Annotated in this window: 23 protein-coding genes, 1 tRNA gene and 1 pseudogene; 4 read left to right on the forward strand and 21 right to left on the reverse strand. The window is 49.2% G+C overall.

The genetic code is table 11. The annotated features are described in order from the left end of the window. The first annotated feature begins 422 nt into the window (after positions 1-422). Both BGX12_RS12330 and BGX12_RS12335 read left to right on the forward strand, forming a co-directional pair. Positions 423-836 (forward strand): thioesterase family protein, encoded by a 414-nt coding sequence (locus BGX12_RS12330; protein WP_109736360.1) that lies wholly within the window; start codon positions 423-425, stop codon positions 834-836. A gap of 16 nt (positions 837-852) precedes the next feature. Beyond that, positions 853-2,172 carry a replication-associated recombination protein A gene (locus BGX12_RS12335; RefSeq protein ID WP_109736361.1) on the forward strand — a complete coding sequence of 440 codons (1,320 nt, stop codon included), beginning with the start codon at positions 853-855 and terminating at the stop codon, positions 2,170-2,172. Here the strand turns inward: BGX12_RS12335 and BGX12_RS12340 are convergent. The 5 genes from BGX12_RS12340 to BGX12_RS12360 form a co-directional block, all read right to left on the reverse strand. Further along, positions 2,169-3,173: a M48 family metallopeptidase gene (locus BGX12_RS12340; RefSeq protein ID WP_233246386.1), complete on the reverse strand. Its 1,005-nt coding sequence runs from the start codon at positions 3,171-3,173 to the stop codon at positions 2,169-2,171. The genes BGX12_RS12335 and BGX12_RS12340 overlap by 4 nt on opposite strands. Before the next feature lie 149 nt (positions 3,174-3,322). Further along, positions 3,323-3,880, reverse strand: coding sequence for a LemA family protein (locus BGX12_RS12345; protein ID WP_109736363.1), 558 nt, complete (start codon positions 3,878-3,880; stop codon positions 3,323-3,325). Between the two features lie 88 nt (positions 3,881-3,968). Further along, positions 3,969-5,045: a YhcG family protein gene (locus tag BGX12_RS12350; protein ID WP_109736364.1), complete on the reverse strand. Its 1,077-nt coding sequence runs from the start codon at positions 5,043-5,045 to the stop codon at positions 3,969-3,971. A 313-nt stretch (positions 5,046-5,358) separates the two neighbouring features. After that, positions 5,359-6,330 (reverse strand): hypothetical protein, encoded by a 972-nt coding sequence (locus tag BGX12_RS12355; protein WP_146196336.1) that lies wholly within the window; start codon positions 6,328-6,330, stop codon positions 5,359-5,361. 168 nt (positions 6,331-6,498) lie between these two features. Continuing rightward, positions 6,499-7,260, reverse strand: coding sequence for a YggS family pyridoxal phosphate-dependent enzyme (locus tag BGX12_RS12360; RefSeq protein ID WP_109736366.1), 762 nt, complete (start codon positions 7,258-7,260; stop codon positions 6,499-6,501). Positions 7,261-7,308: 48 nt separating this feature from the next. Here BGX12_RS12360 and BGX12_RS12365 point away from each other — a divergent pair, with 48 nt between their 5' ends. Then, entirely contained in the window at positions 7,309-7,935 is a 627-nt protein-coding gene (locus BGX12_RS12365) for a lytic transglycosylase domain-containing protein (protein ID WP_158278247.1), read from the forward strand. Positions 7,936-7,945: 10 nt separating this feature from the next. Here the strand turns inward: BGX12_RS12365 and BGX12_RS12370 are convergent, their stop codons facing one another. From BGX12_RS12370 to BGX12_RS12410, 8 genes are all read right to left on the reverse strand, one after another. Further along, positions 7,946-8,428, reverse strand: coding sequence for a hypothetical protein (locus BGX12_RS12370; RefSeq protein ID WP_073231281.1), 483 nt, complete (start codon positions 8,426-8,428; stop codon positions 7,946-7,948). 14 nt (positions 8,429-8,442) lie between these two features. Further along, entirely contained in the window at positions 8,443-10,128 is a 1,686-nt protein-coding gene (locus tag BGX12_RS12375) for a hypothetical protein (RefSeq protein WP_146196338.1), read from the reverse strand. Between the two features lie 938 nt (positions 10,129-11,066). After that, positions 11,067-12,059, reverse strand: coding sequence for a hypothetical protein (locus BGX12_RS12385; protein WP_109736369.1), 993 nt, complete (start codon positions 12,057-12,059; stop codon positions 11,067-11,069). A gap of 123 nt (positions 12,060-12,182) precedes the next feature. Continuing rightward, a complete protein-coding gene (lon, locus tag BGX12_RS12390; protein WP_233246387.1) occupies positions 12,183-14,645 on the reverse strand; it encodes an endopeptidase La in 2,463 nt (820 codons plus the stop codon). 43 nt (positions 14,646-14,688) lie between these two features. Continuing rightward, positions 14,689-15,975, reverse strand: a complete 1,287-nt coding sequence (clpX, locus tag BGX12_RS12395; RefSeq protein WP_109736370.1) for an ATP-dependent Clp protease ATP-binding subunit ClpX — start codon at positions 15,973-15,975, stop codon at positions 14,689-14,691. Continuing rightward, positions 15,975-16,565, reverse strand: a complete 591-nt coding sequence (locus tag BGX12_RS12400) for an ATP-dependent Clp protease proteolytic subunit (RefSeq protein ID WP_109736371.1) — start codon at positions 16,563-16,565, stop codon at positions 15,975-15,977. The genes clpX and BGX12_RS12400 overlap by 1 nt, the downstream gene beginning before the upstream one ends. A gap of 14 nt (positions 16,566-16,579) precedes the next feature. Further along, positions 16,580-17,839: a trigger factor gene (gene tig / locus BGX12_RS12405; protein WP_109736372.1), complete on the reverse strand. Its 1,260-nt coding sequence runs from the start codon at positions 17,837-17,839 to the stop codon at positions 16,580-16,582. A gap of 40 nt (positions 17,840-17,879) precedes the next feature. After that, positions 17,880-17,959: transfer RNA gene (locus BGX12_RS12410), tRNA-Leu, on the reverse strand. A gap of 67 nt (positions 17,960-18,026) precedes the next feature. On the opposite strand from BGX12_RS12410, the gene BGX12_RS12415 reads away from it, so the two are divergent. Then, positions 18,027-19,259 (forward strand): oligosaccharide flippase family protein, encoded by a 1,233-nt coding sequence (locus BGX12_RS12415; RefSeq protein WP_109736373.1) that lies wholly within the window; start codon positions 18,027-18,029, stop codon positions 19,257-19,259. On the opposite strand, the gene BGX12_RS12420 is transcribed toward BGX12_RS12415, so the two are convergent. From BGX12_RS12420 to rpmJ, 8 genes and pseudogenes are all read right to left on the reverse strand, one after another. Beyond that, positions 19,200-20,558: an O-antigen polymerase gene (locus tag BGX12_RS12420; protein ID WP_109736374.1), complete on the reverse strand. Its 1,359-nt coding sequence runs from the start codon at positions 20,556-20,558 to the stop codon at positions 19,200-19,202. The two genes, BGX12_RS12415 and BGX12_RS12420, sit on opposite strands and share 60 nt — an antisense overlap. A gap of 3 nt (positions 20,559-20,561) precedes the next feature. Continuing rightward, positions 20,562-21,767, reverse strand: a complete 1,206-nt coding sequence (locus BGX12_RS12425) for a lipopolysaccharide biosynthesis protein (protein WP_109736375.1) — start codon at positions 21,765-21,767, stop codon at positions 20,562-20,564. A 5-nt stretch (positions 21,768-21,772) separates the two neighbouring features. Next, a complete protein-coding gene (locus BGX12_RS12430; RefSeq protein WP_109736376.1) occupies positions 21,773-22,939 on the reverse strand; it encodes a polysaccharide biosynthesis/export family protein in 1,167 nt (388 codons plus the stop codon). A gap of 236 nt (positions 22,940-23,175) precedes the next feature. Continuing rightward, positions 23,176-23,550: pseudogene (gene rplQ, locus BGX12_RS12435) on the reverse strand (50S ribosomal protein L17); the annotation flags it as partial. A 2-nt stretch (positions 23,551-23,552) separates the two neighbouring features. Continuing rightward, complete coding sequence (locus BGX12_RS12440) at positions 23,553-24,527, reverse strand: DNA-directed RNA polymerase subunit alpha (RefSeq protein ID WP_073230972.1); 975 nt, start codon at positions 24,525-24,527, stop codon at positions 23,553-23,555. An 18-nt stretch (positions 24,528-24,545) separates the two neighbouring features. Continuing rightward, entirely contained in the window at positions 24,546-24,914 is a 369-nt protein-coding gene (gene rpsK, locus BGX12_RS12445) for a 30S ribosomal protein S11 (protein WP_199220772.1), read from the reverse strand. Positions 24,915-24,991: 77 nt separating this feature from the next. Beyond that, a complete protein-coding gene (rpsM, locus tag BGX12_RS12450; RefSeq protein WP_109736378.1) occupies positions 24,992-25,360 on the reverse strand; it encodes a 30S ribosomal protein S13 in 369 nt (122 codons plus the stop codon). A gap of 9 nt (positions 25,361-25,369) precedes the next feature. Beyond that, positions 25,370-25,486: a 50S ribosomal protein L36 gene (rpmJ, locus tag BGX12_RS12455; RefSeq protein WP_014546097.1), complete on the reverse strand. Its 117-nt coding sequence runs from the start codon at positions 25,484-25,486 to the stop codon at positions 25,370-25,372. Positions 25,487-25,500 lie beyond the last annotated feature (14 nt).

Here is a 25,500-nt window from a genome sequence, read left to right on the forward strand (position 1 = left end):
GAAGCAATGCTTGAAGAGGAACGCGATGAAGCGGCCGCTGCCAAGACTAAGGAACTTGCCAAGGCGTTGCGTGATCAGGGGAAACTTACTTTGGCAGAAATTGCTTCTGTTTCTGGCCTTACTCCCGAAGAAATCAAGGCCCTGTAAAAGAGGCGCAGTCTCGCATTTGCGTCAAGAGCAGTTCCGCCCTGCTTTTGCGTTAGGCCCCGCAGCTTTCTAATAGCAACTAAACATTCTTTTCCCAGCAATACAACTTGGCTTGACATAGCCTGGCCAGGAACCGCATTCATAAAACAGATTTTAAATAGTGTCTTTGCAGCAGGCGAAGGCGCGTATGTTTTGACTTGACACAGCCGGCCTTTGTAGTTACATTTTGAGCAGTAGAATTCTCCGCGGCGGCCTACCTGGCCAAAGGATCATCCATGGAAACTTGCAGCTACGAATACACCGCACGAATCGAGGTGCGTTACGCCGAAACCGACCAGATGGGCATTGTGCACCACTCTGTTTACGCCGTCTGGTTTGAGCAGGCCCGTACCGAATTTTTCCGCACTGCTGGCGCAAGCTACGCCGACATGGAAGCCGAAGGTTTCGCCTGCCCCGTGCTGGAGCTGGGCGTACAGTACAAGGCCCCCACCCATTACGGCGAATTCGTGGATATCAAGACCACCTTGATCAAGGAGGACAAGCTCCGTTACCGTTTCAAGTACGAGCTTTCTGTAGAGGGCAAGCTCTGCACCATAGGCACCACGCTGCATTGCTTCACCAAGAACGGCAGGCCCACCAGGGACTTGCCCGAAAAGATCGCCGTGTTCTTCCCCGCCGACGCAAAGTAGTCGCAGGAGCCGCGCCATGGACCAGCCCTTAGCAGAACGTTTACGCCCCCAGAACCTGGATGAATTCCTGGGCCAGAACAAGATTCTCGGCGCACAGAGTCTCTTGCGCATGAGTCTGGAAAACGACACTGTCCCCAGCATGATTTTCTGGGGTCCTCCGGGATGCGGCAAGACTAGCCTCGCCCACGTCATCAGGCAGAAGACCAAGAAATCCTTCGTGGCACTTTCTGCAGTGGCAAGTGGCGTCAAGGAGGTAAAGGAAGTCCTTGCAGAAGCCCGCAAGATGAAGGGTATTTTCCGCGACACCATCCTGTTCATCGACGAAATTCACCGCTTTAACAAGAGCCAGCAGGACGCATTGTTAGGCGCCGTGGAAGACGGAACCGTAACGCTTATCGGCGCCACCACGGAAAACCCTGGGTTCGAAGTGAACGGAGCTTTGCTCTCCCGCTGCCAGCTGATTTTATTCGCCCCACTCTCCAAGGAAGACCTGCGTCGCTTGATTTTTAGCGCCTTGAAGGAACATCCCCGCGGCCTCCAGCTGAAGGATGTGGAAGTGGACGAAGCCGTCGTCGATAAACTGATTGCCCAGTCCGAAGGGGATGCCCGATTCCTGCTGAATCAGCTGGAATGGATCGGCGGAAACCTGGGCGGCCGCAAGGTCATTGACGAAAAACTTCTGGAAGAATTCCAGTACAAGAAGCCTTTGCGTTACGACAAGAGCGGCGAAGAACATTACAACCTGATTTCTGCACTACACAAGTCCATCCGCGGTTCCGACCCGGACGCCGCAATTTACTGGCTGCACCGCATGCTTCAAGGCGGCGAGGACCCGCGTTACCTATTGCGTCGCATGATCCGCATGAGCATGGAAGACGTGGGTCTGGCAGATCCTAACGCCCTGCTGCTGGCAACAAGCGCCCGAGAGGCTTATGACTTTCTTGGAAATCCCGAGGGATTGATCGCCCTGGATCAATTGGCAGTCTACCTGGCTCTCGCCCCCAAGAGCAACAGTCTTGAAATTGCAGGCTTTGCGGCGGATGATGTGATCCGCCAAACGGGAACGCTTCCTGTCCCGCGAGCATTCCGCAATTCCGTTACTCGCGTTGGAAAACAGCTGGGATACGGCAAGGGATACGAATACGATCATGATAGCCCGGGCGGGTATTCCGCACAGGAACATCTGCCTAAACAACTTGAAGGATTGGAACTGTACCATCCGAAACAGATTGGCAAGGAAAAGCTTTTCGCCGAACGTCTGGAGCAGTTAAAGTCCATCCGTAATCAAAAACTCGGGAAGAACGAACCTGCAGCGTCCTCTTCGGACGAAGCCTAGAACTGTTCCAGAAGTTTGATTCTGTCAGGCGTGTCGGGGTGGGTCCAGAAAATGGAATCCACCTTTTTCACTAGACCATGAAGCATGCCGTTATTATCCTCTTCGTCGGGATGGATAATGTAGAGCTGAGCCACATCATTACGCTTCACATTTGCCAGGCCAGGGAATCTGGAAACCTTCTGGAGGGCTCGGGCCAACGGCAACGGATCTGCACAAAGTTCTGCAGCACCTGCATCCGCCACATATTCGCGGGAGCGAGAAATTGCCAGACGGTTGATGTAGCTGAAGAAGTAAGCGATAGAGGTAATGACCACACCAACCAGGGCAATGAGCGCAATCAGGATGATGCCGCCTCCCCCATTCTTCTTGCTACGCCGGGATGATCGCCCCGCACTTCGCAAGCTCCCCTTCAGGATCTCAATGAAGATAGTCTGCAAGATGGAAATCAATCCCACGAACACGATGCACACCACCATGAGACGGGTGTCGCGATTCTTGATGTGAGTAAGTTCGTGCGCCACTACTGCGGAAAGCTCATCGTTATCCAAGGTGTCAATGATTCCCGTGGTCAAGGTAATGGTAAAACTATTGATGTCAATGCCGCTGGCGAAGGCGTTCAGGCCCGGATCTTCCACAATGTTGATCTGGGGCATCTCGATACCACCTGCAATGCAGAGATTTTCAACGATGTTGTAAACGCGAACGTTTTCCTTGCGTTCCAGCGGTCGGGCATGAGTCACATGACGGATCAGGGAAACATTGAAGAGGTAGGCGAACAGGAACCACACCGCAACAACGCCGATGGTCCAGGGCAATGCTTTCAGGAAAGCGAACCATACCACAGGCCAGTGAATTCCGTAACCACGGGATTCCGCACAGACGCCACCAACGGTTACATCCTTGCTTACCAGGGAATCCGGAATGTAGGAGCAGAAAACGCCCACATAGTCCAACACCAGAATGAAGGACAGGACCATAGCCAGAATAATGACGGGATACATACACAACAGGATCGCGGTGTTCCTGTTGTTCCGCCAAATCTGGGTTTGCATCCCTACGTATTTCATGATACAGTTGTTAGTGGCTAGTGGTTAGTAGACAGGGATTCGGGAACGTTCTGCCCCCGATACCCCTAATCACAGCTTACTTTTTAGAACTTAACTTCGGGAGCCTTGTTCAGGGATTCGCGGCTTTCAGTAGCCTCGTACATGGCAGCGCGACGGAAGTTGAACATACCGGCAATAATGTTGTTGGGGAAAATTTCGCAAGCGTTGTTGAATTCCTTGGTAGCGGAATTGAAGAAACGGCGAGATGCGGCCAACTTGTTTTCGATGTCGGAAAGTTCGGTCTGAAGCTGGAGGAAGTTGGTGTTAGCCTTCAGTTCCGGGTAGGCTTCCAGGGACACGCGGAGGCCGGCAAGAGCGCTGGACATAGCCTTGTCTGCTGCAACCTTTTCATCTACGGTCTGGGCACCCATGCCAGCGGCGCGGGCGGCGGTGATCTTTTCCAGGGTTTCCTTTTCGTGGGTGGCATAACCCTTCACGGTAGAAACCAGCTGGGGAACCAAGTCAAAACGCTGCTTCAGCTGAACGTCGATGTTTGCGAAAGCGTTTTCGCGGTTGTTGCGGAGCTTCACCAGCTTGTTGTAGGTGGTGATCAGCAAGAGGACGATGATGACGACGACGGCAATGATAATTCCAGCGACCATAAGATTCTCCTTGAAATTGTTTTTACTTTGTAAATGTACTATAAAAAAGTGATCCGGGATGATGTGTATCCAGATACGCCCGACCAATTTACCCTAATTCGTCCTTCAGGAATTTTTCCAATGTATCCTTTTGGGGTAAGGCCAGCATGTAAGTGGAAACGAACAGCTTGTTGTCCATTCCGGCCAAAGCATACTCCACCATTTTCTTGCCTTTCTTTGTGCAAAGGAGGATCCCCACGGGAGGATTGTCCCCTTCGTTCATCTCGTTTTCCTTGTAGTAGGAGACGTATGCATTCAGCTGCCCCAGGTCGCCATGGTTGAAGGAATCATCCTTCAGTTCGACAATCACATTGCAGTGCAAAACCCTGTTGTAAAAAACAAGATCTACAAAGTAATATTCATCATCGATAACGATACGCTTTTGACGAGCCTCAAAGCAGAAACCCTTGCCCATTTCCAAAAGGAATTCCTGCAGGTGATCCATGATGGCTCCTTCAAGCTCACTTTCGTTGAAAGGCCTTGCAGGCAAATTCAAGAATTCAAAAGTGAAAGGTTCCTTGATACCATAACCTAGGGGAGTTTCACTCACTGTCTGCTGAAGCAGTTTTTTAGGGTCCTGGCTGATACCCGCCCTAAAGAACAGGTTTGTCGCGATCTGCCTACGAAGTTCCTTGACACTCCAGCAGCACTTGATACATTCCGTTTCGTAGAAAAAGCGCGCAAAGGAATCTTCGACCGTCATGATTTCACGAATATGGGAGAAGGAAAGATTTTCAATGATTCGATTCACTGGTGTTTCGAATTCGTGCGACGGCGTCGCACTTTTTCCAGCAAGATAATCCTTAATTTTGGGATATTTTAAATAAAAGGCTCTCGAAATTTTAAACAGAGTCTCGTTCATCCCTCTTGTATTCAACCGAGCTTCAATATTTTTCAGCAATTTTTCACCATACTTCGCACGATCAAGGCCTTTCTGCTCGTATTCAACGATATAGTATCCTATCAAATAATTGCGGATGGTGGCAAGCTTGTTTACTGCCTTCACCGAAGCTGTGTAAGCGTTCTTGTGAATCTGTTCCAGGGAACTTGCCAAGCCCTCGAAAGTCTGGGGGTTGGAATTTTGCCAATCGTTGGGCAACTTGAAATCCTGAATTTGACTGGACATAGTATCTCCTTTGGAAAGAAAAAAGACATCTGTTTTTCAGATGCCTTGGAGATACCTTTTCGAACCTCGGGCAGAATTATAGCTTATACATAAATACTGGCAAGGGTCAAAATGTAATTTGTTTGTAAAAGAAGATTCCGAATCAATTCCGGGATGATAAGTCTCCAGAACATGCCGGAAGATCTTCCAAAGAGTCATAAGACTAGATAATGACTTCTTTCTTGGGACCACTAGTTTCAACCTTCTTATGTAAGATTTAATTTAAGCTGGTTTGTTTCTAAAGGGATAAAAAAACGGAAGTACCATCCGCATTTTACTTATAGCTGGTATAGAGCGGGAATTCAACTTTCTTTAAACCCGTCAGCGGGAACACCCAACGTCTCATGGAGTTTTCCACTTCCTTCAGGTAATCGTCATAGATTTTCTGGAAGCCGCTTTCCATATTGGGCGCTTCCGCAAATCGCGCCTTTACGCTATATACGGCACCGCCCTGATTCAATGTCATGGAAATCAGCAGATCCTCGGGCAACACATCCTCGGGATATTCTTTAGGAAATTTCTTGGCATACTTATTCCGCAGATGGCGAATGCCAGGAGTCCGCTGTGCAAGAACTTTTCGAATTTTCACCTTGATGGAATCATCCACCGCAGGCGTCGTTTTCATATCGGATAAGGCAGTCGTCCGTATAACGGATTTACAAATCGCCACTTGACCTCCAACCAGAGGCTGAGAATCCGGAAGACTTTTTACGCGATCGAACAAGTCATCGCCTGTTTTTTTGCGGGAAGTGTCGGGCGCATAAATCGCCCCGCTAATCATTACGCCCTTCTTGTCCAGAAACTCCTTGAGAGCATAGGGCGCCTGTTCATTCCAAAAGAGGATTTCCTCTTTCAATTTGTCACCGCGGTAGAAATTTATGCGAAGGTTGTCATCCCCACACAATTCGCGATGTATACATGTTCGACGATGAATTTTATGACCGTGTTTGACGCGGTCAAATTTCCGTTCCATACAAGCCTTAATGGAATCCTTTTCCTCCTGAGAAATGATATGAGCCAACTGGTCAATATCCGCGGAATCTTTTGAACTAAACACAACGGCCTTATACCACAGGACTTCCACCCGATCAGGCCCAATGGCAGGCATTTTTGAAGCCGCCAGAAGTGCCGCATCCCTAGAAGGCGCCTTGTCCGTTTCGTCGAAACCATCCGAACTGCACGAAGCAAACAGCGAAAACAAAAGCGCGCTGCAAAAAACCAGAAACCTAACCCAAAAATTCTTCATGTGTTTTAAAATAACAATGGGGAACAAAAACAACAAGTAAAGATTTATTTCTGCATATAATTTCAATCCTCCAATGCCCCGCCATCCAAATGCACTGAATAGCTTACCCTAACTCGTGCGACGGCGTCGCACTTTTTCCAGCAAGACAATCCTTAATTTTGGGATATTTTAAACAGGATCGTTGACAGGCTTGCTGTAGTCCCGTTCGCCGAAGAGGGCGGTGCCCACGCGGATCATGGTGGAGCCTTCTTCGATGGCAACTTCCAGGTCGCCAGTCATGCCCATGGAAAGCTGGTCGAAGTTTGCGAATACGCCGCCCTTGGCCAAGTACTTCTGCTGGAGATTGCGGAGGAAGGCAAAGCATTCGCGGGAATCTTCTGCAACGCCAGTGTTCTTGCCAATGGTCATGAGACCGCGGAATTTCAAGTGCGGGAAATTGCGGCCTTCCAATGCCGCCAAAAATTCATCCGCGCGGGCGATATCTAACCCGCTCTTGGTTTCTTCTTCACCGGCATTCACCTGGAAGAGAATTTCGAGAGTCTTACCATTGTCGCCGGGAAGTGCCGCGCAAACCTTTTCCAGTTTTTCAACGGCTTCCATGCTGGCAATGGAATGAATGCAATCTGCAACGATGGCGGCCTTCTTCAGTTTGTTGCTCTGCACCGGGCCAATGACATGGCACTGCACCGGGCTTCCGTCGAGAGCCATGCGACGTTCGCTGAACTTGGATTCCGCTTCCTGCACGCGGTTTTCACCAAAGACCTTTGCGCCCAGGGCAATTGCATTTTCTACCGCTTCTGCCGGGTGAAACTTGCTCACCCAAACCAAAAGCACAGATTCACGGGAACGGCCAGCCTTTTCGCAGGCAGCGGCAATTCTCGTTTCCAATTTGGCCAGCTGGCCACCCATTTCTTCAAGAGTAAATTCCATACCCGAAATATAACTTTTTATATATTGTTCCAAGAAAGGCATAAAATTTTGAAGAAATTATTACTGGTCATATTCGCGATTCTATTCCTATGCGGGGGCGTTCTCCCCGCAGTGGAAGACTATCTGGATGAAGTCGCAAACAGCAAAGTGGTCCTCACCTTTTTTGGCAAGAAGGATTCCCCCGAAAAGTTAAAAAAGTTCATTACCTCGGTGAATCAGAAATTAAGCGATGCAGACGTGAGCCGTTTTGCTACCTATATCCTGACTTATTCAAAACAATACGACGTGGATTACAAATTGGTGGCCGCCGTCATTGCCCAGGAAAGCAAATTCAAGTTCAACGCCAAAAGTCGCGTGGGGGCGTTAGGGCTTATGCAGGTCATGCCCACCACCGGAAAAAACGTGGCCCAGAAACTGAAGCTTCCCCACTACAACCTATTGGATGCGAAAGACAATATCCAGATCGGGGTCAAGTTCATTTCCATGCTACACAAGGAATACCACGGCGACATCAACCTGATGCTAGCCCACTATAACGGCGGTTACAGACAGGCGGAGCTGTACAAGACCTTCCGTTATTTTGAACTCTTGCGCTTGATCGCAATGAAGTACGAAACCTTTGACTACGTCAAAAAAGTCAAGGCCAATTACCGAAAGATTAATCGAGAGATTTAAACGTCACGAATTATTCGCAAGTCACCGCTAATTTCAACCAGGCAGAATCAAGCGTCAATCTTTTCAAACTTACACCATCAGCAATTGTATAGTCCATTTCATCACCAGCCTTTTCTGATCGAGGATCAAACTCGCCATTCTCCACAGGTCCCGTAAATGTCAAACATTTTAACGGTGTAGTTTTGAATTCAAGTTCAGCTTCAACATTTGCTTCAGAAAAACGCTCCAAAAGCCGTTCAATAAAAAGAGGCGTAGACTCTATCAAAGAATCACTAAATTGAAAAGACTTTCCCGAACCAACATATACCTGTAGGGAATCTTCAACTTGAGGATAACCCCATCTAAATTTTACCTCAACATCAACGTCTAATGAATTAACAATCTCACCGAGTTTACATACGTTTTCCCAAACATCAGCTTGAGCAACAGAATCTTTTGAACAAGATACAAATACACAAAAGATTACAAGGTAAATAAAAAGACGCTTAATCATTAGTCAATCCTTTTTTATTTCAATTTCCAATAATCAAACAACATATTTAAATTATCTTCGGTATAAGATCGCCCGTCTACTCCCGATTTTAAATTTTTCAAAATATAGTTTTTCACTTCAGGCAAAGTCTTAGAGACTAAAAACGCCTTTTCTACATCTGTAATTTTGAATCCAGACACCTTATCTATATTAGACTTATAACCGTCAGCAGATTTTGTATTTACATCTATTAAATCCTGACCAATCCCAACATATGCGGAGGAATAACTTACTCCACAAGTGGATTTTAAATCCCCAGAACAATATCTGTTATTCGTAAAATACCATTCAATTCCTCTGGTAAACGCATCCCTATAATTTTCTTTTTCATCATTAAATAACGAACTCTTTTGATTTGAATACAACGAAAAATGAGCAACTTCGTGAATAGTAGACCGATATATGCCATCAGATTGTCTATCATCGGTTGCCAACATCATAATTCTATCATCAAACATTGTAGAAGAACTTAATATGTAAAACCCCCATACCCCATCCTTATACTGATATCCGGCATCACTCATCGCTTTTTTAAAATCGGACTTATTCTTATAATACACTTCTATATCCAAACTTTGATTACCAGCAGTATTACTTCGCGGTTTTTTCAATCCAAATCGATTGCCATACCAATATTGATATGCAGCGGTCCAGACCGCACACCACCTGGCCTCTTTTCCTGTAAATGTTTCATTCCAGTCGGAGTGCTTATTATTCTTTTCAATCTCAAGATCTTCACCATAAATTGAGTGTCCATCTTCAAGCAAAAATTCATCAGAGTCAAAATTAGCTTCATAATCAATGTCAAAACTCCACTTTTCTGGAATTGAAAAATGACCATTCACATCAGTATGAGCTTCGCGCCAATAGTATGAATAACCACCCGTTACACGAACACCCACCAATGGTTGCTCCCCAAGGTAATCATCCACAAATTTTAGTGTTCCACCTAATTTCTTCGCACTGCTAAATAGAGACCACGCAAGCTTAGGTTTTTCACCGACATTTAGTTCAGTTGCAGATGATTTAAGACGTTCTGCAAGATTTCCTGTCATCTCCAATGAATTCCATTCAACCTCATGTAAGGATACTCCAAGTTCATCTAGTTTGGAGGAAGCCTTCTTTGCAAGACCCTTCATAGCATTACCATCATCCAACACATCATCTGGTTCTACAAGAAAAAGTTCCTTGATAATCTCATACCTCGTTGGTCCAAACTTATAATCAACTGGAACCGTGGCAAATAAGGGTACAATAGAATCAGGCAGCGAAAGGTCCTTGTAAACAACAGGCTTCTTAATAGGCTTATAGTCTAGGGGATGCTTAAACAATACAAGGGATGAATCATATTGTTTTAATTCATACGCCCCCTTCTTTCCATCCGCAAGAAACCTTATATACAGGTAATTCGGCTCAAAAGACAAACCGCTTACATCAGCCGAATCTTCCGCACTATGACACTTTGCCAGGGCCGTCTTACGTAGAGCCTCACTCATATTTTCTACGGTATAGGGGTCTTGGGCAGGATTGCTAACTACAGCAGAAGTAATGACATTAACGAAAGGTGCGACCTCCTCAGAAACGGGAATTTGAGGATTGGACATCTCAGAACAGGCGCAGAGCATCAAAGATGCCACACCAAGGCAGAATATATTTTTCAACGGATCCTCCTAACGGACCACAATGTTTCCTTGTACAAACTATTTCGAACAAAGCATCGTCCAATATAAAAAAAGTAAATTTCAACGTCAATACAAAATCAATCATCCTTCTTACCCCACATCCCAAAAAGACCCGCAGATTTTTTCCGCGGGTCCTTTAATTTTTTGGCTTAAGTGTCAAAAGGATACCTGAAAAAGGGTATCCTTTGCTTTAAGTGTCATTTGGATACCTAAATCCGCTTCAATCCCTTTATCCGTCTGCGTTCAGACGAGAAAAATGTTCCAAAATCATGGTCTTGCGACTATTCTTGGATATGCCCTTGTGAAGGCGTAAGATGGACTTCAAATCTGTAAACATAGATTCGATTCCATTGTTCGTGTTTGGGACACCTGACCCATACATTTCCTCGAAGGTCCATAGAAAACGCATGTTTCTTTTTATGCTGAGATAGGCGCTTCGAAGGTTCTTATGCGTGTAGCGCATTTTTCCGTCGGTGTACAAAGCCCGTTCCTTTAGGAAAGCCGTCCACTTACTTTCCCATTCGCCAAACAGTCCTTCAAAGGAAGCCCGGTCTGTGTGGACCATGAAGTAGGTCAGCTCAAGAAGTTCTCTTGATGCAGGCAGTTTTGGCCTGCTAGTCAACCAATGCTTGACGGTCTTTATCTGATGAAATTGGCAGTACTGAAACGGATACCTGGATAGCCGCTCTCTCAGGCCCCGTAAGCCATCGCTGACGATGCACACAATTTCAAAGCCGTTCTTTTCCAGCCATTCAACGCCTTCAACATAGTCTTCAACGCGCTCCTTTCTGTTTATGAATTTTGACCAGACAACATGTCCCTTGATTGAATCCTTGATCGCAATGAAGTACGAAACCTTTGACTACGTAAAAAAAGTCAAGGCCAATTACCGGAAAATCAACCGGGAATTTTAGCGTTTAATGGGAAAATGCTATAAAATAAATGCCTACAGAACTTAAAACAATAGAAAACAAATAGCCAAACCACGAAACTATTGAAATTGCCTTTGTTTTAGGATTTTCATAACAGCCGTTATAAAGACATACCGTTGTCATAAAAATTTGGAAGAGCAACGGTACAATAGTAGCAAGTTGAATCAAAAAAAAGAATCCTAACGAGATTGCACACAAAACGCCTTCTATTAACAACCATGGCGCAAAAGGAGCCAAGGCAATAAGGATTACGTTTCTTTTCGTCTTAATCCCCTTTAAGCAACTCAGATATATAAAAGCAAGGGGTATAGCCAACATCAACGGCATGTACAATTTCGCCATGAATTCCCCAATGAGGTTGAAACTATCTAAGTTCTCGTATCCATAAGCCTCATTGACTGTCTTTTCCTGCATATACCACAAATAAGGCCATGACCCCATCAGCATAGTGACAATCATGCAAATGATGATTCCGATCTTGTTCACCTTGAAGGGTGGTTTCGCTTCGTACACGTTATCTTGAATGGACTCAAATTGAGGAACAAACTCTATGGTTTCTTTCGTTAACTTCTCTCGTTTAAAACAGAAGTAAATAATCAACATTATTTCAAGAAATACCGGAAGGCCTAAGGACACGAAGGTCACATCACACAGTAATACACTGCGAAGAAGATCGGTACACAAGCAGCAAGGAACAACATATAAAGGAATACTCACCACAAAAGGAATGGCTGGTTTCAAAGCCAGTTTAAACGATTGTGTAAAATTCTCAATTCCTTTCAGCGCTTTCCAATAAGAAAAAGAAAATGGAACACCGACAGCCATCGGAAGAACCGCAAACCAGCAGAAAGGACTTAATTGTACATAATGCATTTCGTGCAACAGGGCGCACAATGGGAATAACAGAACTACCATTGCTTCCGCAATACAAATTCCCAAAATGATTTTCTTCCAGAGAGGTACTTTCAGCGTTTCCATCCTAATCCCTAATTTACAAAAAAGGACCCGCGGTTTTTATTCCGCGGGACCTAATATAATTAATGCACTAGATCCTTCGACTTCGCTCAGAGCTTGCCCTGAGTTCGCCGAAGGGATGACACGCTACTTTTTCCTAGCAGGTTTTGCCGGAGCCTTTTTCACGGGTTTCTTCGCTGTAACCTTCTCGGACTTTTCGGATTCTTCGTCCTCATCGTCTTCCTTTATACTAGCGCTTGAGCCTGCGGCAGCAGGCGAAACCTTCACTCCCCTAAAAAGGATCTTGATGATTTCGTCGATGTGCTTGTGGGTGAAGATCTTCAGGCCCTTCTTTGCAGGTGCCGGGAGTTCGTCCACATCCTTCTGGTTCTGGGCCGGGAGGCGCAAGGTCTTTACACCAGCCTGGAGAGCAGCCAGAGCCTTTTCGTTGAGGCCACCGATAGCCAGGCAGTTGCCCGTAAGGCTTACTTCGCCAGTGAAGGCAATGTCTGTGGGAATGGGATGGCGGGTGAATGCAGAAAGCAGGCACAGCGTGAGGGCGATACCGGCGGAAGGACCGTCCTTGGGAACAGCGCCTTCGGGTACGTGAATGTGAATGTCGGTCTTCTTCACGATGGCAGGGTCAATGCCAAAGCGCTGCAGACGTTCGCGAACCAGGGAAAGCGCAATCTGGGCGGATTCCTTCATGACGTCGCCCAGCTTACCCGTCATAATGAGGGCGCCCTTGCCGGAGAGTAGCATGCATTCGATGGGAAGGATTTCTCCGCCCACACTTGTCCAGGCAAGGCCCGTCACGATGCCCGGGCGGCCAGTTTCAGGCAGGGTGCTACCGATAAAGCGGGGAGCGCCCAGGTATTCCTGCAAAGTCTTTTCGGTCAGATCCTTCTGGAACTTCTTGCCCATGACCATGTCTTTCGCGCGATGGCGAACCACGTTTTCCAAGGTACGTTCCAGTTCACGGACGCCAGCTTCGCGGGTCCAGTCGCGGATTACCTTACGGACAATTTCGTCGGAGAAGGCAATGTCTTCGCCCAGCTTCACGCCGGTGCGTTCACAAATGCGGGGCACCAGATAGTTGGAAGCGATCTTTTCCTTTTCGTGGGGATAGTAGCCCGGCAGGCGCACCATTTCCAGACGGTCGTGGAGAGCTTCGGGAATCTGGTTTTCGTTATTGGCGGTAGCGATGAACAGCACGCGGGACAGGTCCAGACCCACTTCCATGAAGTGGTCCGTAAAGTCGTGATTCTGTTCCGGGTCCAAGACCTCCAGCATGGCGCTGGCGGGATCTCCACGGAAGTCGCTTGCCATCTTGTCGATTTCATCCAGAAGGATAATGGGGTTCATGCACTTGGCGCGCTTCAGGGCGTGAATGAAACGGCCCGGCATGGCACCGATGTAAGTACGGCGATGACCGCGAATTTCGGCTTCGTCACGAACGCCACCCAAGGTGATGCGGACGAAATTGCGCTGCATGGCCTTGGCGATGGATTCCACCAGAGTGGTCTTGCCAACGCCCGGAGGACCAACCAGGCAAAGGATGGGAGCGCGACGTTCCGTGCCCGTAAGCTTCAGAACGGCGATGTATTCCATAATGCGATCCTTCACCTTGTCCAGACCAAAATGCTTTGCGTCCAGCTCGGCCTTCACCTTCTTCATGCTGAGAACGGTGTCGGTGTACACATTGTACGGGAGCGTGAGGAACCAGTCCAGATAGTTGCGGCTTACGGCGTATTCCGGCGACGTGGGCTGCATCATGCGCATGCGGGAAATTTCTTCTTCCAGCTTTTCCTGGATGGCGGGAGCGAACTTCTTTTCCTTGATCTTCTTTAAAAGCTGGTCCGGTTCGGACTGGCCGTTTTCGCCATCCAGTTCATCCTGGAGCTGGCGGATCTGTTCGGAAATGAACCATTCCTTCTGCTGCTGGGCCATCTTCTGGCGGACATTCTGCTGGACCTTCACCATCAAGGTGTCGTTGTTTGCGGCCATCTGCATCACCTGCAAAAGGCGATTCGCCAGATCATTAATGTTCCCAATTTCCAGAAGAGTCTGACGTTCATCCAGGGAAACCTGAAGGAACGGAATCATGCCATAGAATGCATTCAGGTGGCTATCCATGGTAAAGAGGGCGTCCACCATGCCATCCGCGATGTTGCGGTGCATGGAGTATTCCTTAAACTGGTTCAGTACCAGTTCAAAATTTTCACAGCGGTCGGCTAGCTGAATCCTGGGATTACGTTCAGAAACGGTAACCTGCAAAAAGCCCTTTTCCTGGACGATGGAGCGGAGATCCACTACGGATTCACCTTCCAGAACCACCTTTACGCAACCATTGGGGAAAGGCGTCACGTTGCTGACGCGGGCAAGGACACCCACGGAATAGAGATCCAGCATGGGGTTCGCAATTTCTTCCAGCTCGATATTTTTCTGAGCGGAAAGAATAATTTCGTTACCGTGGGCTTCGGCGTATTCCAATGCCTTCAGGGAAATTTCCCTACCTACCAGAATACGGCGGGTGGTCAGCGGAAATACAATAGCGTCCCTCAGAGGGAGCAACGGGTATGTCTTATTCACGTCAAGAGCCAAAATCATTTCTCCAATAGCCCGCTAGCCTTTCCAGCGAGCCAAATCGAAATTAGGAAGCCTTCTTGCGGCCCTTTTTCGGGGCGGCAGCTACAGCGGTTGCCGGTTTAAGTCCTTCACGGACCATTTCGGCAGTAATGGAAAGAGTCTTGGTGTCAGAACCAGGAACAGTGAACATGAATCTCTGGAGAGCCTTTTCCAATACGGAACGAAGGCCGCGGGCACCCGTCTTTCGAGCCATGGTCTCGCGAACAATTTCCTTCAGGGCATCGTCAGTAAATTCCAGTTCCACTCCATCCATTTCAAACAGTCTCTTGTACTGCTTCACAAGAGCGTTCTTGGGCTGGGTCAGAATATTCAAAAGTGCTGCTTCGTCCAGTTCCTCGAGGGCCACTGCAATAGGCAAGCGGCCGACGATTTCGGGAATAAGACCGAACTGGATCAGATCATCCGGTTCCATCACCTTGAACAGCTCGCTCAGGGAATTTTCTTCGGAACTACGGATGTCAGCGCCAAAACCCATGCCGCCCTGATTTACACGGCGGGCAATGATCTTGTCCAGAGTTTCAAAGGCGCCACCGCAAATGAACAGGATATTGCGGGTATTCACCTGCACCAGGGGCTGTTCAGGATGCTTACGGCCACCCTTGGGAGGCACTGCAGCGACAGTACCTTCAAGAAGCTTCAGCAAGCCCTGCTGAACACCTTCACCACTCACGTCGCGGGTAATGGAAGGGTTGGCAGTCTTGCGGGCAATCTTATCAATTTCGTCAATGAAGATGATGCCACGTTCAGCACGGGCAACATCGTAATCGGCAGCCTGCAACAGGCGCACGATAATGCTATCCACGTCTTCACCCACATAGCCTGCTTCCGTAAGGACGGTTGCGTCGGCAATGGTAAAAGGCACATCCAGGAAACGGGCCATGGTCTGGGCAAGCAAAGTCTTGCCGGAACCGGTGGGACCCACCAACAGCAGGTTGGACTTGTCCACTTCCACATCGTTCTTGGAATTGTGAGTTTGTTTGTAACGAAGGCGCTTGTAATGGTTGTAAACCGCTACAGAAAGAGCCATCTTGGCCTGGTCCTGTCCGATGACGAATTCGTCCAGGTGGTCCTTGATCTGGCTGGGAAGGGGCAGAGGCTTGGAAGCAACTTCTGCTGCAGCCTCTTCCTGTACTCTACGGGAACGATCCTCTTCGATGATGCGATGGCACATGGACACGCAGTCGCTGCAAATATGCACGCCTGCACCAGTGATCATCTTCTCGACTTGCTCTGCCGGCTTGCCACAGAAACTGCAAGACACGGTGGGGTGGTTCTTCCCGCTACGATACATTAAATTCCCTCTTTACGCGGCACAAAAATTTCATCGATGACGCCAAATTCCTTGGCTTCTTCGGGGCTCATGTAGAAGTCGCGGTCGGTCTTTGTACGGACTTCTTCAATAGACTTGCCAGAATGCTTGGCAACGATTTCGGCCAGGGTATCCTTGGTGCGGACAATTTCCTTGGCGGTAATCTGGATGTCGGTAGACTGACCGGTTGCAGCGCCAGACGGCTGGTGCAGCATGATGCGGGAATGCGGCAGAGCATAACGCTTGCCCTTGGTTCCTGCAGCAAGGAGCACGGCAGCCATCGAAGCGCAACTACCGATACAGATGGTAGCGATGTTCGGGCGAACATGCTGCATGGTATCGTAAATGGCCAGACCTGCCGACACGTAACCACCCGGGCTGTTGATATACAGCGTGATATCCTTCTCCGGATTCTCGTATTCAAGGAAGATCAGCTGGGCCATGACGTTATTGGCCACTTCATCATTGATGGGAGTTCCCAAGAAGATGATGCGTTCCTTGAGGAGGCGGGAGTAGATGTCGTAGGCGCGTTCACCGCGTCCGGTGGTCTCGATGACGGTAGGAATGATCATTATGAGTTTACCTCTTACTTAGTTTCTTCAGCGGCAGCGCGAATGCCAACGATGAAGTCTGCAGCCATCTGGATGCGGAGTTCGTCGCGCATAGCATTGATGCGGCCGGACTGACGGAAGTGGGCCTTCAGGGATTCGAAGTCCACATGGTATGCGTTAGCCATAGCCTGGAGACGTTCGTCAACCATAGCCTGGGTCGGCTTGATCTTTTCGGCAGTAGCGATGAAGTCGAGAATGCGATGCTTCTTGATTTCACGGACAGCTTCCGGAGAGAGAGCCTTAATCTGTTCTTCGGTGGGTTCGATAACGTCCTTTTCGTTCTGGACGTTACGGTTGATGGACCAGCGGATCAGGTCGCTGATACGAGCCTGAGGCACTTCGAACGGGTTAGCTTCGATGATCTTATCGATAGCTTCGTTCACAGCCTTGTTCTTGACAGCGTCCTTCTTCTGGTTTTCGATGCCATCAGCAAGATTCTTCTTCAGGTCTTCCACATCCTTGACGCCAACCTGTTCGAAGAAAGCTTCGTCCATGGTGGGAGGAACGATGGCGCGAACGTCGGTAACTTCGACCTTGAACTGGGCAGTCTTACCGCGATAGCGTTCGTCCTTGTGGTCTTCCGGATACTGGAAGTTGATTTCCTTGGTTTCGCCAGCCTTAGCGTCGACGAGACCTGCGTCGAATCCCGGAGAAGCGGATTCACCGAGGAGAGAACGGAATTCCTTGTTTTCCGGAAGGTCCTGCTTTTCGCCGTCGATAATGACTTCGATGTAGTTACCCACAACGACGTCACCCTTTGCAGCGGCACGGTCCACATGTTCGTCCTTGCTCCACATCTGCATGAGACGGTTGTATTCAGCGTCGATTTCTTCCTGGCTTACAGCAACAGCCGGAACGGTGATACCGGTGTCGGCATAGCCCTTGATATCGATTTCCGGATCCATTTCGACTTCAACCTTCAGAGTGATGTCTGCGGTCTTGTCGTCGTTGAAGTCAACAACCTTCATCTGGCCAACGGGAATGATGTTTGCCTTCTTCAGTTCTTCCTGGACGATCTTGTTGATGGTTTCATCAACAACTTCGTGACGGATGGATTCACCAAACTGCTTCAGGATCATTGCCTTGGGAACCATGCCCTGGCGGAAACCCTTCAGGGTAACCTGCTTCTTGTACTGGTTCACCTTCTTTTCGAAGGGAGCAGTCAGGTCAGCCTGCGGAATGGAAATTTCGAGGGTGCGCAGAGTGGCGCTAGTTTCTTTGATTTCAACGCTCATTATGAACTCCGATAATCGATTTAATTAGATGTTAAAAACATGCGAGGGGTGGGAGTCGAACCCACACACCGAGGTACCAGATCCTAAGTCTGGCGCGTCTGCCAATTCCGCCACTCTCGCGATTTTGCACCCAAAGATACAAAATGCGGAAGACATTTGGAATTTAATCATCTAATTTTACCCACCGTTGCAAGCGTTAAAGAACATACGAATCGGAATTTTTATTTCACTGGTGAACATCCTCATCCAGGGAGTTTCCGTCCTCGTCCAGAATATTATCGCTAATAATTTGGGAATTGTAAACTTCGGATACTTCGGAATTTTACAAAGTGACTATACCATCTTCTGCGCACTGGCGGATTTCGGCATGGCAACCCTGATTTTGGCCTTTTTTGGGAAGCGGGCAACCCAGGGCAGGTTATTCATAAACGTTCTCCAGTTACGACTTTCCATGACCGCGATGGCAGCCCTGGTAATGGTCGCTTTCGCCTTTATCTGCAGGTGGGACAGTCCCGTATTCTACGGAGAGCTTATCCTTGCCCTAGGATTACTTTTCCAGCACGCCTTCTTTGACTGGTACTTCATCTGCGGCAACTTCTGGAAGAAACTCCTGATCTCGAAAGTTCTTCACACCATCTCCTACACCACCATCATGGGAATCGCCCTCTGGTATTTCCACTTCGATTCCATCCCGGCAATCGCAGGCGCCATGGTGGTAGCGGCTCTCCCCGCATTCGGATTTGGCGTAGGCCAGGCATTTACCGCGAAGGTCCTGCGCATAGGAATTCATACCCGTAGGTTCTTCGCGCTGATGTTCAAGTCCGCATGTCCCTACGCCCTTTCAAGCCTTGCAAGCTTCGCCTATCTGCCGGTAGGTCTCTATACCGTGGCAAGTTTCGCTCCCGAATCTTTCCTCGGCTCCTACAATTTTGCACACAAACTAATCATCCTTGCCTCGGGGCTCATGGTCCACTTCATTTCCAGCAGCCTCATTACCCTGCACCAGACGGACAGCAAGACCCTGCACCTGAGGGACCAGGCCGTCTTCACCCTGTTCATCACCGCAGTTTCCAGCCCCTTCTGGCTGTTCCCGCAGTTCACCCTGAAGCTGATCTTCTTCGGAGCCCCCTGGACCGCCGAAGTACTTGAAACCAGCTGTTTCTGCCTAAGGATCCTGGCGATGTCCCTCATCCTGCAGGCCACCCGCATGGGGATGATCTCCACCATGCTCAAGGAAAAGCGGACCTGGACCTACGGCATCATGATTACCGCAGGTGGCGTCGTGAACATAGCAGCATGTCTCATTGGAGCGCAACTGCTCTCCAATCGTTACATCCCCCTGCTGACCTTGACCGGTGATTTACTGCTGAGCCTGCAGCTGGCCGTCTACTTTATCAAGAACAGGCGCTTCGGCTGGTAACTTTCCCGGTTCCCCAGGATCCTTCCTCAGGCGGCCGCGACCAGCGCATATGGTAGTGGCAATGCAGATATACAGGCACCAGATGCAATAAAGTCCCTGCTTGTAGCCTGCCGTAAAGAACCACCATCCCACGAAATAGATAAACAGCGTATAAAGCGCAATCTGCCGGGGACTGAACCTCCCGCACAGTCGCAAGTGCAGCAAGGTGAGGGCCATGCCGCACAATAGCGGGAACAGGCAGCAGCCCACCAGATGGAAATCCTTGTACACTTCCCACAGGTAGTTCACCGTGTTGAAGCCGTACACCTTCTGGATCCTTTCATTGAAGGCATCGTCCCAACGGAAACTGTTCCTGAAACTTCCGCTCACACGGGCATACTCAAACACGCCGGCAAAGAAATCGATTCCATAGGTATGGGGATGTACTTCATTGTCATTGGACGGATTTACCGCATAATCCAGGTTCCAGTAATTGTTGGCCACGTACATGTAGGGCAACTTCATCACGGCATCCATGGCCTTGCCCTTGATATCGCTTCCGCCATATTGGGAACGCAGGCTACTGATGGCCACAAAACTTCCAATGGCAAGAACCAACGCCAGGGAAATGATGACCGGCGAAATACGCTTGTACAGAAAGTTGGACATGATGATCAGGAAGCCCAGGTTGCAGAACAGGGATGTACGGTTCGGGTAGGCCATCAAGTTCATGAGAATGGTAAATACCACCATGAACTTCGAGATATTGCAAACAAGTCGATTATCGTTAAACTTCTTGAAAGCGGCAACACCAAAGAGCAGGACCGCAAGAGGACCGCTACTCAAAAGGATTGCATAATAACCATAATCCACATCCTTGCTCATCCAGTCCGCAGGATGGTCCGTAAACACGATCAGGTTGCCCGTCTTCTGAACCACGCCAAAGACGCCCACCATGAACAGCAAGAATGCCACAAAGGAAAACACAAGATGAATGTTCCAGTTGTAGTCCCTGGGCGGCGTGGGAGCCGCCAAATCGCAGCTCATCCTCTTTGAACGGGCATACTGGGTCACCAGGAAGCATCCGCCGCAGAAGGACACCAGACCCAGAATCCAGACCATCCAGGTCTTGGCGTGAAAGTCCGTCATGGCAGGGTCAAGGCGCAAAAACGCAATCCCCAGGGTCAAAAACTGGGTAAAGCAGTAAATGGATATAGGGCTAAAGAAGTCGCGTTTCAGCCAGGCCACACGGACAAGGCAGAACAGCGTGACAACAACAGAGACTGCAGTTTCCGGATAGTCCATTATCCAGGAAAACATAAACTATCCCTTCTTTCTGGAGAAATGAGCCTTGAAGGCAGCCCACTGCCTAGCAGTCTCGGAACCGCGATTTTCCTCGTCGTCCAGGAATCCCAGGATGTTGCAGACAATGGTTGCGACAATGAACGATACCAGGAAGGCGAACATCAGCGACACCCCACGGAGAGGATAAATCTTCTTGTCGTTTTCCCAAGGCGGTTCCAGCACATGAAGATTGGTCAGCATCTTCGCTTCTTCCATACGCATCTGCTCGCTCTGCTGGCGAAGCAGCTTGTACATGGCTTCCTGCACGCGAATTTCAGATTCACGACGGACGTATTCGGCGCCAAGTTCCGGAGACTTCTTCAGGGAAACAAGACCCAGGTCCTTGTGCTTTCCGTTAACGGCGCTATTCAATGCGGAATTTACACCCTTGTAGCGCTTATTCAATTCATCATAGCGTCTGCTACCATCACCGCGGTCAGCCTTTTCAAAGGCCAATTCCATGGATACTTCCTCACGCTTGCTCTGCAGGGAGCTCAAGTACTTGAGGGTAGATTCCAGCTGGACTTCCGGATCGTAAATGTTGTTCTCTTCCTGGAACTTCACGAAGTCATTGATGAGGGAATCCAGAACATGTACGCAGGAATCCAGACGGGACTGGAAGTACATACGGGACTGCCTTGCCTGGGAAGTCTTGAAGGCATTGAAGGCGGAGTCCGTCTTTTCCAGGATAAAGGAGACCATCTTTGCAGCCAGCTTGTAGTCCTCATCCTCCATGGAGACCGCAAACATGTCCTCCTTGTTCACTTCCACGCCAAAACGCTTGCGGAACATTTTCAGGAGGTCGGCATGGAAGTCGCCATCGAACTCGTAATGTTCCGCCAGGTTAAATTCCTTGATGACCTGGTTATGCAGTTCCCAGGAATTGATGATAGTCCACACGGCATTCGCGTCATCATCGGCAGAACCAAGTCCCAGGAGGGAGCTGACACTACCAGACGCACCGCCCAGCATGGAGCTAAGGCCACTAAGCGTATTCTGGGATGCGGCCGGAGGAGTCACCACCGCGGTAGCGGCATACATAGGCTTGATTACCCACATGACCAGCACAAAAGTAACGATAGTCGGTAACCACAAAATGAAGAACCACAGCTTGAAACGCTTCAAGCAGTTGTTCATCACGCGAAGGATGATTTCGATAAAGCCAGCGGAAGCCTGGGTATTCATAAATTCTACTTGTAGTTAACGTAAATGATGAAGGCAGAGGAGAGCACTGTCAGGAGTGATGCAAGGAACAAGGTGAAGTCCTTGAAAGACTCGTAATGGCTCTTTGGAATTTCGATGTAGTCACCAGGCATCACCTGGTCCGTAGCCACATTCACGGAAATAGCTTCCGGCTCGGTACCACGCCAGATCCGAATCTGGCTCCAGGAGCCCGAAATGGTATTCAGCCCAGCGGCAGCCACGTAGTCAAGCACCCTCCAGGAAGGATCGTAAGGGTAACGGCCCAGGAAGTTCACGGCGCCGCCCACATACACCAGCATTTCCTGCACGGAGAATTCCACTTCGGTATTTGGGGTCACTACAGTGTTGCCCATTTCGGTGACGGAAATCCAGCGAGGGGCCTTGCCCGGTTCACGAACGCAGGCAGCCTTATAGCCGAAACTATGAAGTCTGGCTCCGCCAGCCAATTCAAAATATTCCTGAAGGGTCCTTCCTTCCTTGTAGGCCACGCTAGTCTTGTAGCCCGGGAAAATCATTGCCACGTTGTCCCCAAGACCTACGTAGGGAACATAAATCTTGTCGCCCTGCTCCAGCATGATATCATCATCGAAGTTCCCGTCGATGGACATGGCGCTATAGTTGATATGGAGAGTGTCCTTACCGCGGATCACCTGCACGTCTTCCGTGTTGGCGCGGGTAACGGTACCGCCCATCTGGCGGATAAAATAGCTGAGACGAGTCTGGGGATCCACCAGATGCTGGCCAATCTGACCCACGGCACCCATGGCATTCACCTTGAACTTCTTAAGGGCAGCAAGCTGTACATAGCAATACTCGCGCTTGTAACGCTTGGCGGCCAAGTCAATAATCAGCTCCTTGGCTTCCGCAAGAGTCTTGCCACCTACATTCACCACCCCACATTCCTCGATGGCCACCGTTCCGTCGGGAGCCACCTGGACAGTAAGGTAACTGGTCTCAAGCATCACATCCAGGAAATCACCAGGACCTAGCAAATAACTGGAATCCACAGCCACTTCCGCAGAGGCGGGAGTCAGGGCAATACTGCTGCGAGATGAAGGTCCGGAAGCCTTCACGGAAGAAAGGCTACCGAAGGATGACTCGGCAGCAGATACGCCCGCACACAACAAAAGAAGAACAGCGATCAAACGTTGCATCAAAAAACCGTATATCGATATAAATGTCAGAATAAAATACAAAAAAAACGAGTCGGTGATTTGAATCGCTCGTTTTACATGAACCAATCGGGGTAAAAAAAGTCCGGCCTTGCGACCGGACTTTTTTTAGCTTTTTACGCTATGGATTAGTTGTTGCTTTCGCCTTCAACCATGTTAACGGTTTCGGGCTTGGCAGCGTCAGCAGCCTTCTTGGTCTTCACAACGATTTCGTCTTCGACGAGACCGATGAGAGCCATTTCAGCAGCGTCACCAGCGCGGTTCGGGCCGAGCTTCAGGATACGGGTATAACCACCGTTACGGGAAGCATAGCGCGGGCCGATAGTGTTGAACAAATCCTGGAGAACCTTCGGGTCCATCACGAAGCGAGCAGCTTCACGACGTGCAGAAAGGTCACCCTTCTTTGCATAGGTAATCATGCGTTCCACACAGCTACGAACGAGCTTAGCCTTGTGGAGAGTGGTGCGCACGTAGCGGTCGCCCTGTTCGGCTTCCATACCCTTTCCAAGAATGGAGGTGGTAAGAGCGCGGAGGATGGCACGCTTGTGCTGGGCGTTAACGCCGAGTTTCTTGTTTTTTACACCGTGTCTCATTTTTAATCCTTCAAGTAGTCATCGACGTCCATGCCAAAGCTGAGGCCCATGGAGGTCAATACTTCGTTAAGTTCAACCAAGGACTTACGACCGAAGTTCTTGTATTTGAGCATATCGTTTTCCTTGTTGCGCACAAGTTCGCCAACGGTATGGATGTTTGCCATACGGAGGCAGTTGCTGGAGCGAACGGAAAGTTCCAGATCGTCCACGCGGGTGCGCAGGAGCTGAGCGATACGCTGACGTTCTTCATCCATTTCAAGTTCTTCAGGAGATTCCAGATCGCCTTCGAAGTTGATGAAGATTTCCAGGTGATCGACGAGGAGCTTTGCAGCATATGCCAAAGCGTCTTCGGGATCGATGGAACCATCAGTAGTAATCTCGAGTTCCAGACGGTTATAGTCCGTCTTCTGGCCAACGCGGGTATCGCTGATGTGCATTGCCACTTTCTGCACCGGATTGAAGTTGGCGTCCATGGCGATCACGCCGATAGGAGCGTCCTTATCCTTCAATTCGTCAGCAGTGACATAGCCGCGGCCGCTGGAAATCTTAACTTCCAAAGACAGCGAAGCGTTACCGTTCAATGTTGCGATATGAACATCCGGAGTGAGAACTGCAACGTTCGGATTGTCCATGAAGTGCTTAGCCGTGACTTCGCCGTCGCCGGACATGTCCAGGCGAAGGGTTTCGTCGTGGTCAGACAGGAGCTTGACGCGGATGCTCTTGAGATTAAGGATAATATCGGTGACATCTTCCTTAACACCCGGGATCGTCGAAAATTCCTTGTCAACGCCTTCGATTTTCACGGAGACAATAGCCGCACCCTGCAGAGAGGAAAGGAGCGTACGACGGAGAGCGTTACCGAGGGTGATACCCCAGCCACGTTCCAATGCTTCTACTACGAACTTAGCGTAGCGTCCGTCTTCGCCGGTTTCCACTTTCTGGAAGCTGCGCGGCATCTGAAGTGATTTCCACATCATTGGCGATACCTCTTTAAATTAGACTCTTCTCTTCTTTTTAGGACGGCAACCGTTGTGAGGAACGCCCGTCACGTCTCGAATAGAGAGAACTTCGAGGCCCGCATTCTTAATAGCACGGACGGCGGATTCACGACCACCACCTGCGCCCTTAACGCGGACATCAACCTTACGCATACCGAGGTCGAATGCCTTGTGGGCAGCAACTTCAGCAGCGAGCTGTGCAGCAAACGGAGTGCTCTTGCGAGAGCCCTTGAAACCGGAGTTACCGGGAGAGCCCCAAGCTACAACGTTACCGCGAGCATCGGTAATAGAGACGATAGTGTTGTTGAAGGAAGCGAAAACGCAAGCGATGCCCTGGAGGTCAACGCGACGCTTGCCCTTCTTGATCTTGACTTCTTCAGCAGCCGGAGCTTCAACAGCGGCAGCAGTTTCATTAATTACTTCTTCAGCCACGATAAAACTCCTTACTTCTTCTTGTTAGCCACAGTCTTCTTCGGACCCTTACGAGTACGAGCATTGGTGCGGGAACGCTGACCGCGGACCGGGAGGCCCTTGCGGTGGCGGATACCACGGTAGCAACCAATATCCTGCAGACGCTTAATGTTCAGGGTAACTTCTGCGCGGAGCTGACCTTCCACAGAGTATTCATCTTCGAGAAGATGACGGATCTTACCTTGTTCTTCTTCGGTCAGATCGTCACACTTCTTATTCTTATCGATGTTCAGCTGTTCGCAAACCTTGTTAGCGGTGAACAGACCGACACCATAGATTGCCGTCAGACCGTATTCAACGGTCTTGTTTCTCGGTAAATCGACACCAGCGATACGTGCCATACGATCTCCTTATCCCTGCTTCTGCTTGTGACGGGGGTTCTTGGAACAGATGATGCGCAATACACCCTTACGACGGATGATCTTGCAGTTTTCACATCTGGGTTTGATGGAGGCTTTGATTTTCATAGGTTTGACCTTCT

Source organism: Fibrobacter sp. UWR4 (assembly GCF_003149045.1).
Lineage (GTDB): Bacteria > Fibrobacterota > Fibrobacteria > Fibrobacterales > Fibrobacteraceae > Fibrobacter.

Excerpts from the sequence above, each read along its gene's own strand:
- BGX12_RS12330 (WP_109736360.1), top strand. The coding sequence starts at position 423 with ATGGAAACTTGCAGCTACGAATACACCGCACGAATCGAGGTGCGTTAC.
- BGX12_RS12335 (WP_109736361.1), top strand. The coding sequence starts at position 853 with ATGGACCAGCCCTTAGCAGAACGTTTACGCCCCCAGAACCTGGATGAA.
- BGX12_RS12340 (WP_233246386.1), bottom strand. The coding sequence starts at position 3,173 with ATGTATCCCGTCATTATTCTGGCTATGGTCCTGTCCTTCATTCTGGTG.
- BGX12_RS12345 (WP_109736363.1), bottom strand. The coding sequence starts at position 3,880 with ATGGTCGCTGGAATTATCATTGCCGTCGTCGTCATCATCGTCCTCTTG.
- BGX12_RS12350 (WP_109736364.1), bottom strand. The coding sequence starts at position 5,045 with ATGTCCAGTCAAATTCAGGATTTCAAGTTGCCCAACGATTGGCAAAAT.
- BGX12_RS12355 (WP_146196336.1), bottom strand. The coding sequence starts at position 6,330 with ATGAAGAATTTTTGGGTTAGGTTTCTGGTTTTTTGCAGCGCGCTTTTG.
- BGX12_RS12360 (WP_109736366.1), bottom strand. The coding sequence starts at position 7,260 with ATGGAATTTACTCTTGAAGAAATGGGTGGCCAGCTGGCCAAATTGGAA.
- BGX12_RS12370 (WP_073231281.1), bottom strand. The coding sequence starts at position 8,428 with ATGATTAAGCGTCTTTTTATTTACCTTGTAATCTTTTGTGTATTTGTA.
- BGX12_RS12385 (WP_109736369.1), bottom strand. The coding sequence starts at position 12,059 with ATGGAAACGCTGAAAGTACCTCTCTGGAAGAAAATCATTTTGGGAATT.
- lon (WP_233246387.1), bottom strand. The coding sequence starts at position 14,645 with ATGATTTTGGCTCTTGACGTGAATAAGACATACCCGTTGCTCCCTCTG.
- clpX (WP_109736370.1), bottom strand. The coding sequence starts at position 15,975 with ATGTATCGTAGCGGGAAGAACCACCCCACCGTGTCTTGCAGTTTCTGT.
- BGX12_RS12400 (WP_109736371.1), bottom strand. The coding sequence starts at position 16,565 with ATGATCATTCCTACCGTCATCGAGACCACCGGACGCGGTGAACGCGCC.
- tig (WP_109736372.1), bottom strand. The coding sequence starts at position 17,839 with ATGAGCGTTGAAATCAAAGAAACTAGCGCCACTCTGCGCACCCTCGAA.
- BGX12_RS12420 (WP_109736374.1), bottom strand. The coding sequence starts at position 20,558 with ATGTTTTCCTGGATAATGGACTATCCGGAAACTGCAGTCTCTGTTGTT.
- BGX12_RS12425 (WP_109736375.1), bottom strand. The coding sequence starts at position 21,767 with ATGAATACCCAGGCTTCCGCTGGCTTTATCGAAATCATCCTTCGCGTG.
- BGX12_RS12430 (WP_109736376.1), bottom strand. The coding sequence starts at position 22,939 with ATGCAACGTTTGATCGCTGTTCTTCTTTTGTTGTGTGCGGGCGTATCT.
- BGX12_RS12440 (WP_073230972.1), bottom strand. The coding sequence starts at position 24,527 with ATGATGTGGAAATCACTTCAGATGCCGCGCAGCTTCCAGAAAGTGGAA.
- rpsM (WP_109736378.1), bottom strand. The coding sequence starts at position 25,360 with ATGGCACGTATCGCTGGTGTCGATTTACCGAGAAACAAGACCGTTGAA.
- rpmJ (WP_014546097.1), bottom strand. The coding sequence starts at position 25,486 with ATGAAAATCAAAGCCTCCATCAAACCCAGATGTGAAAACTGCAAGATC.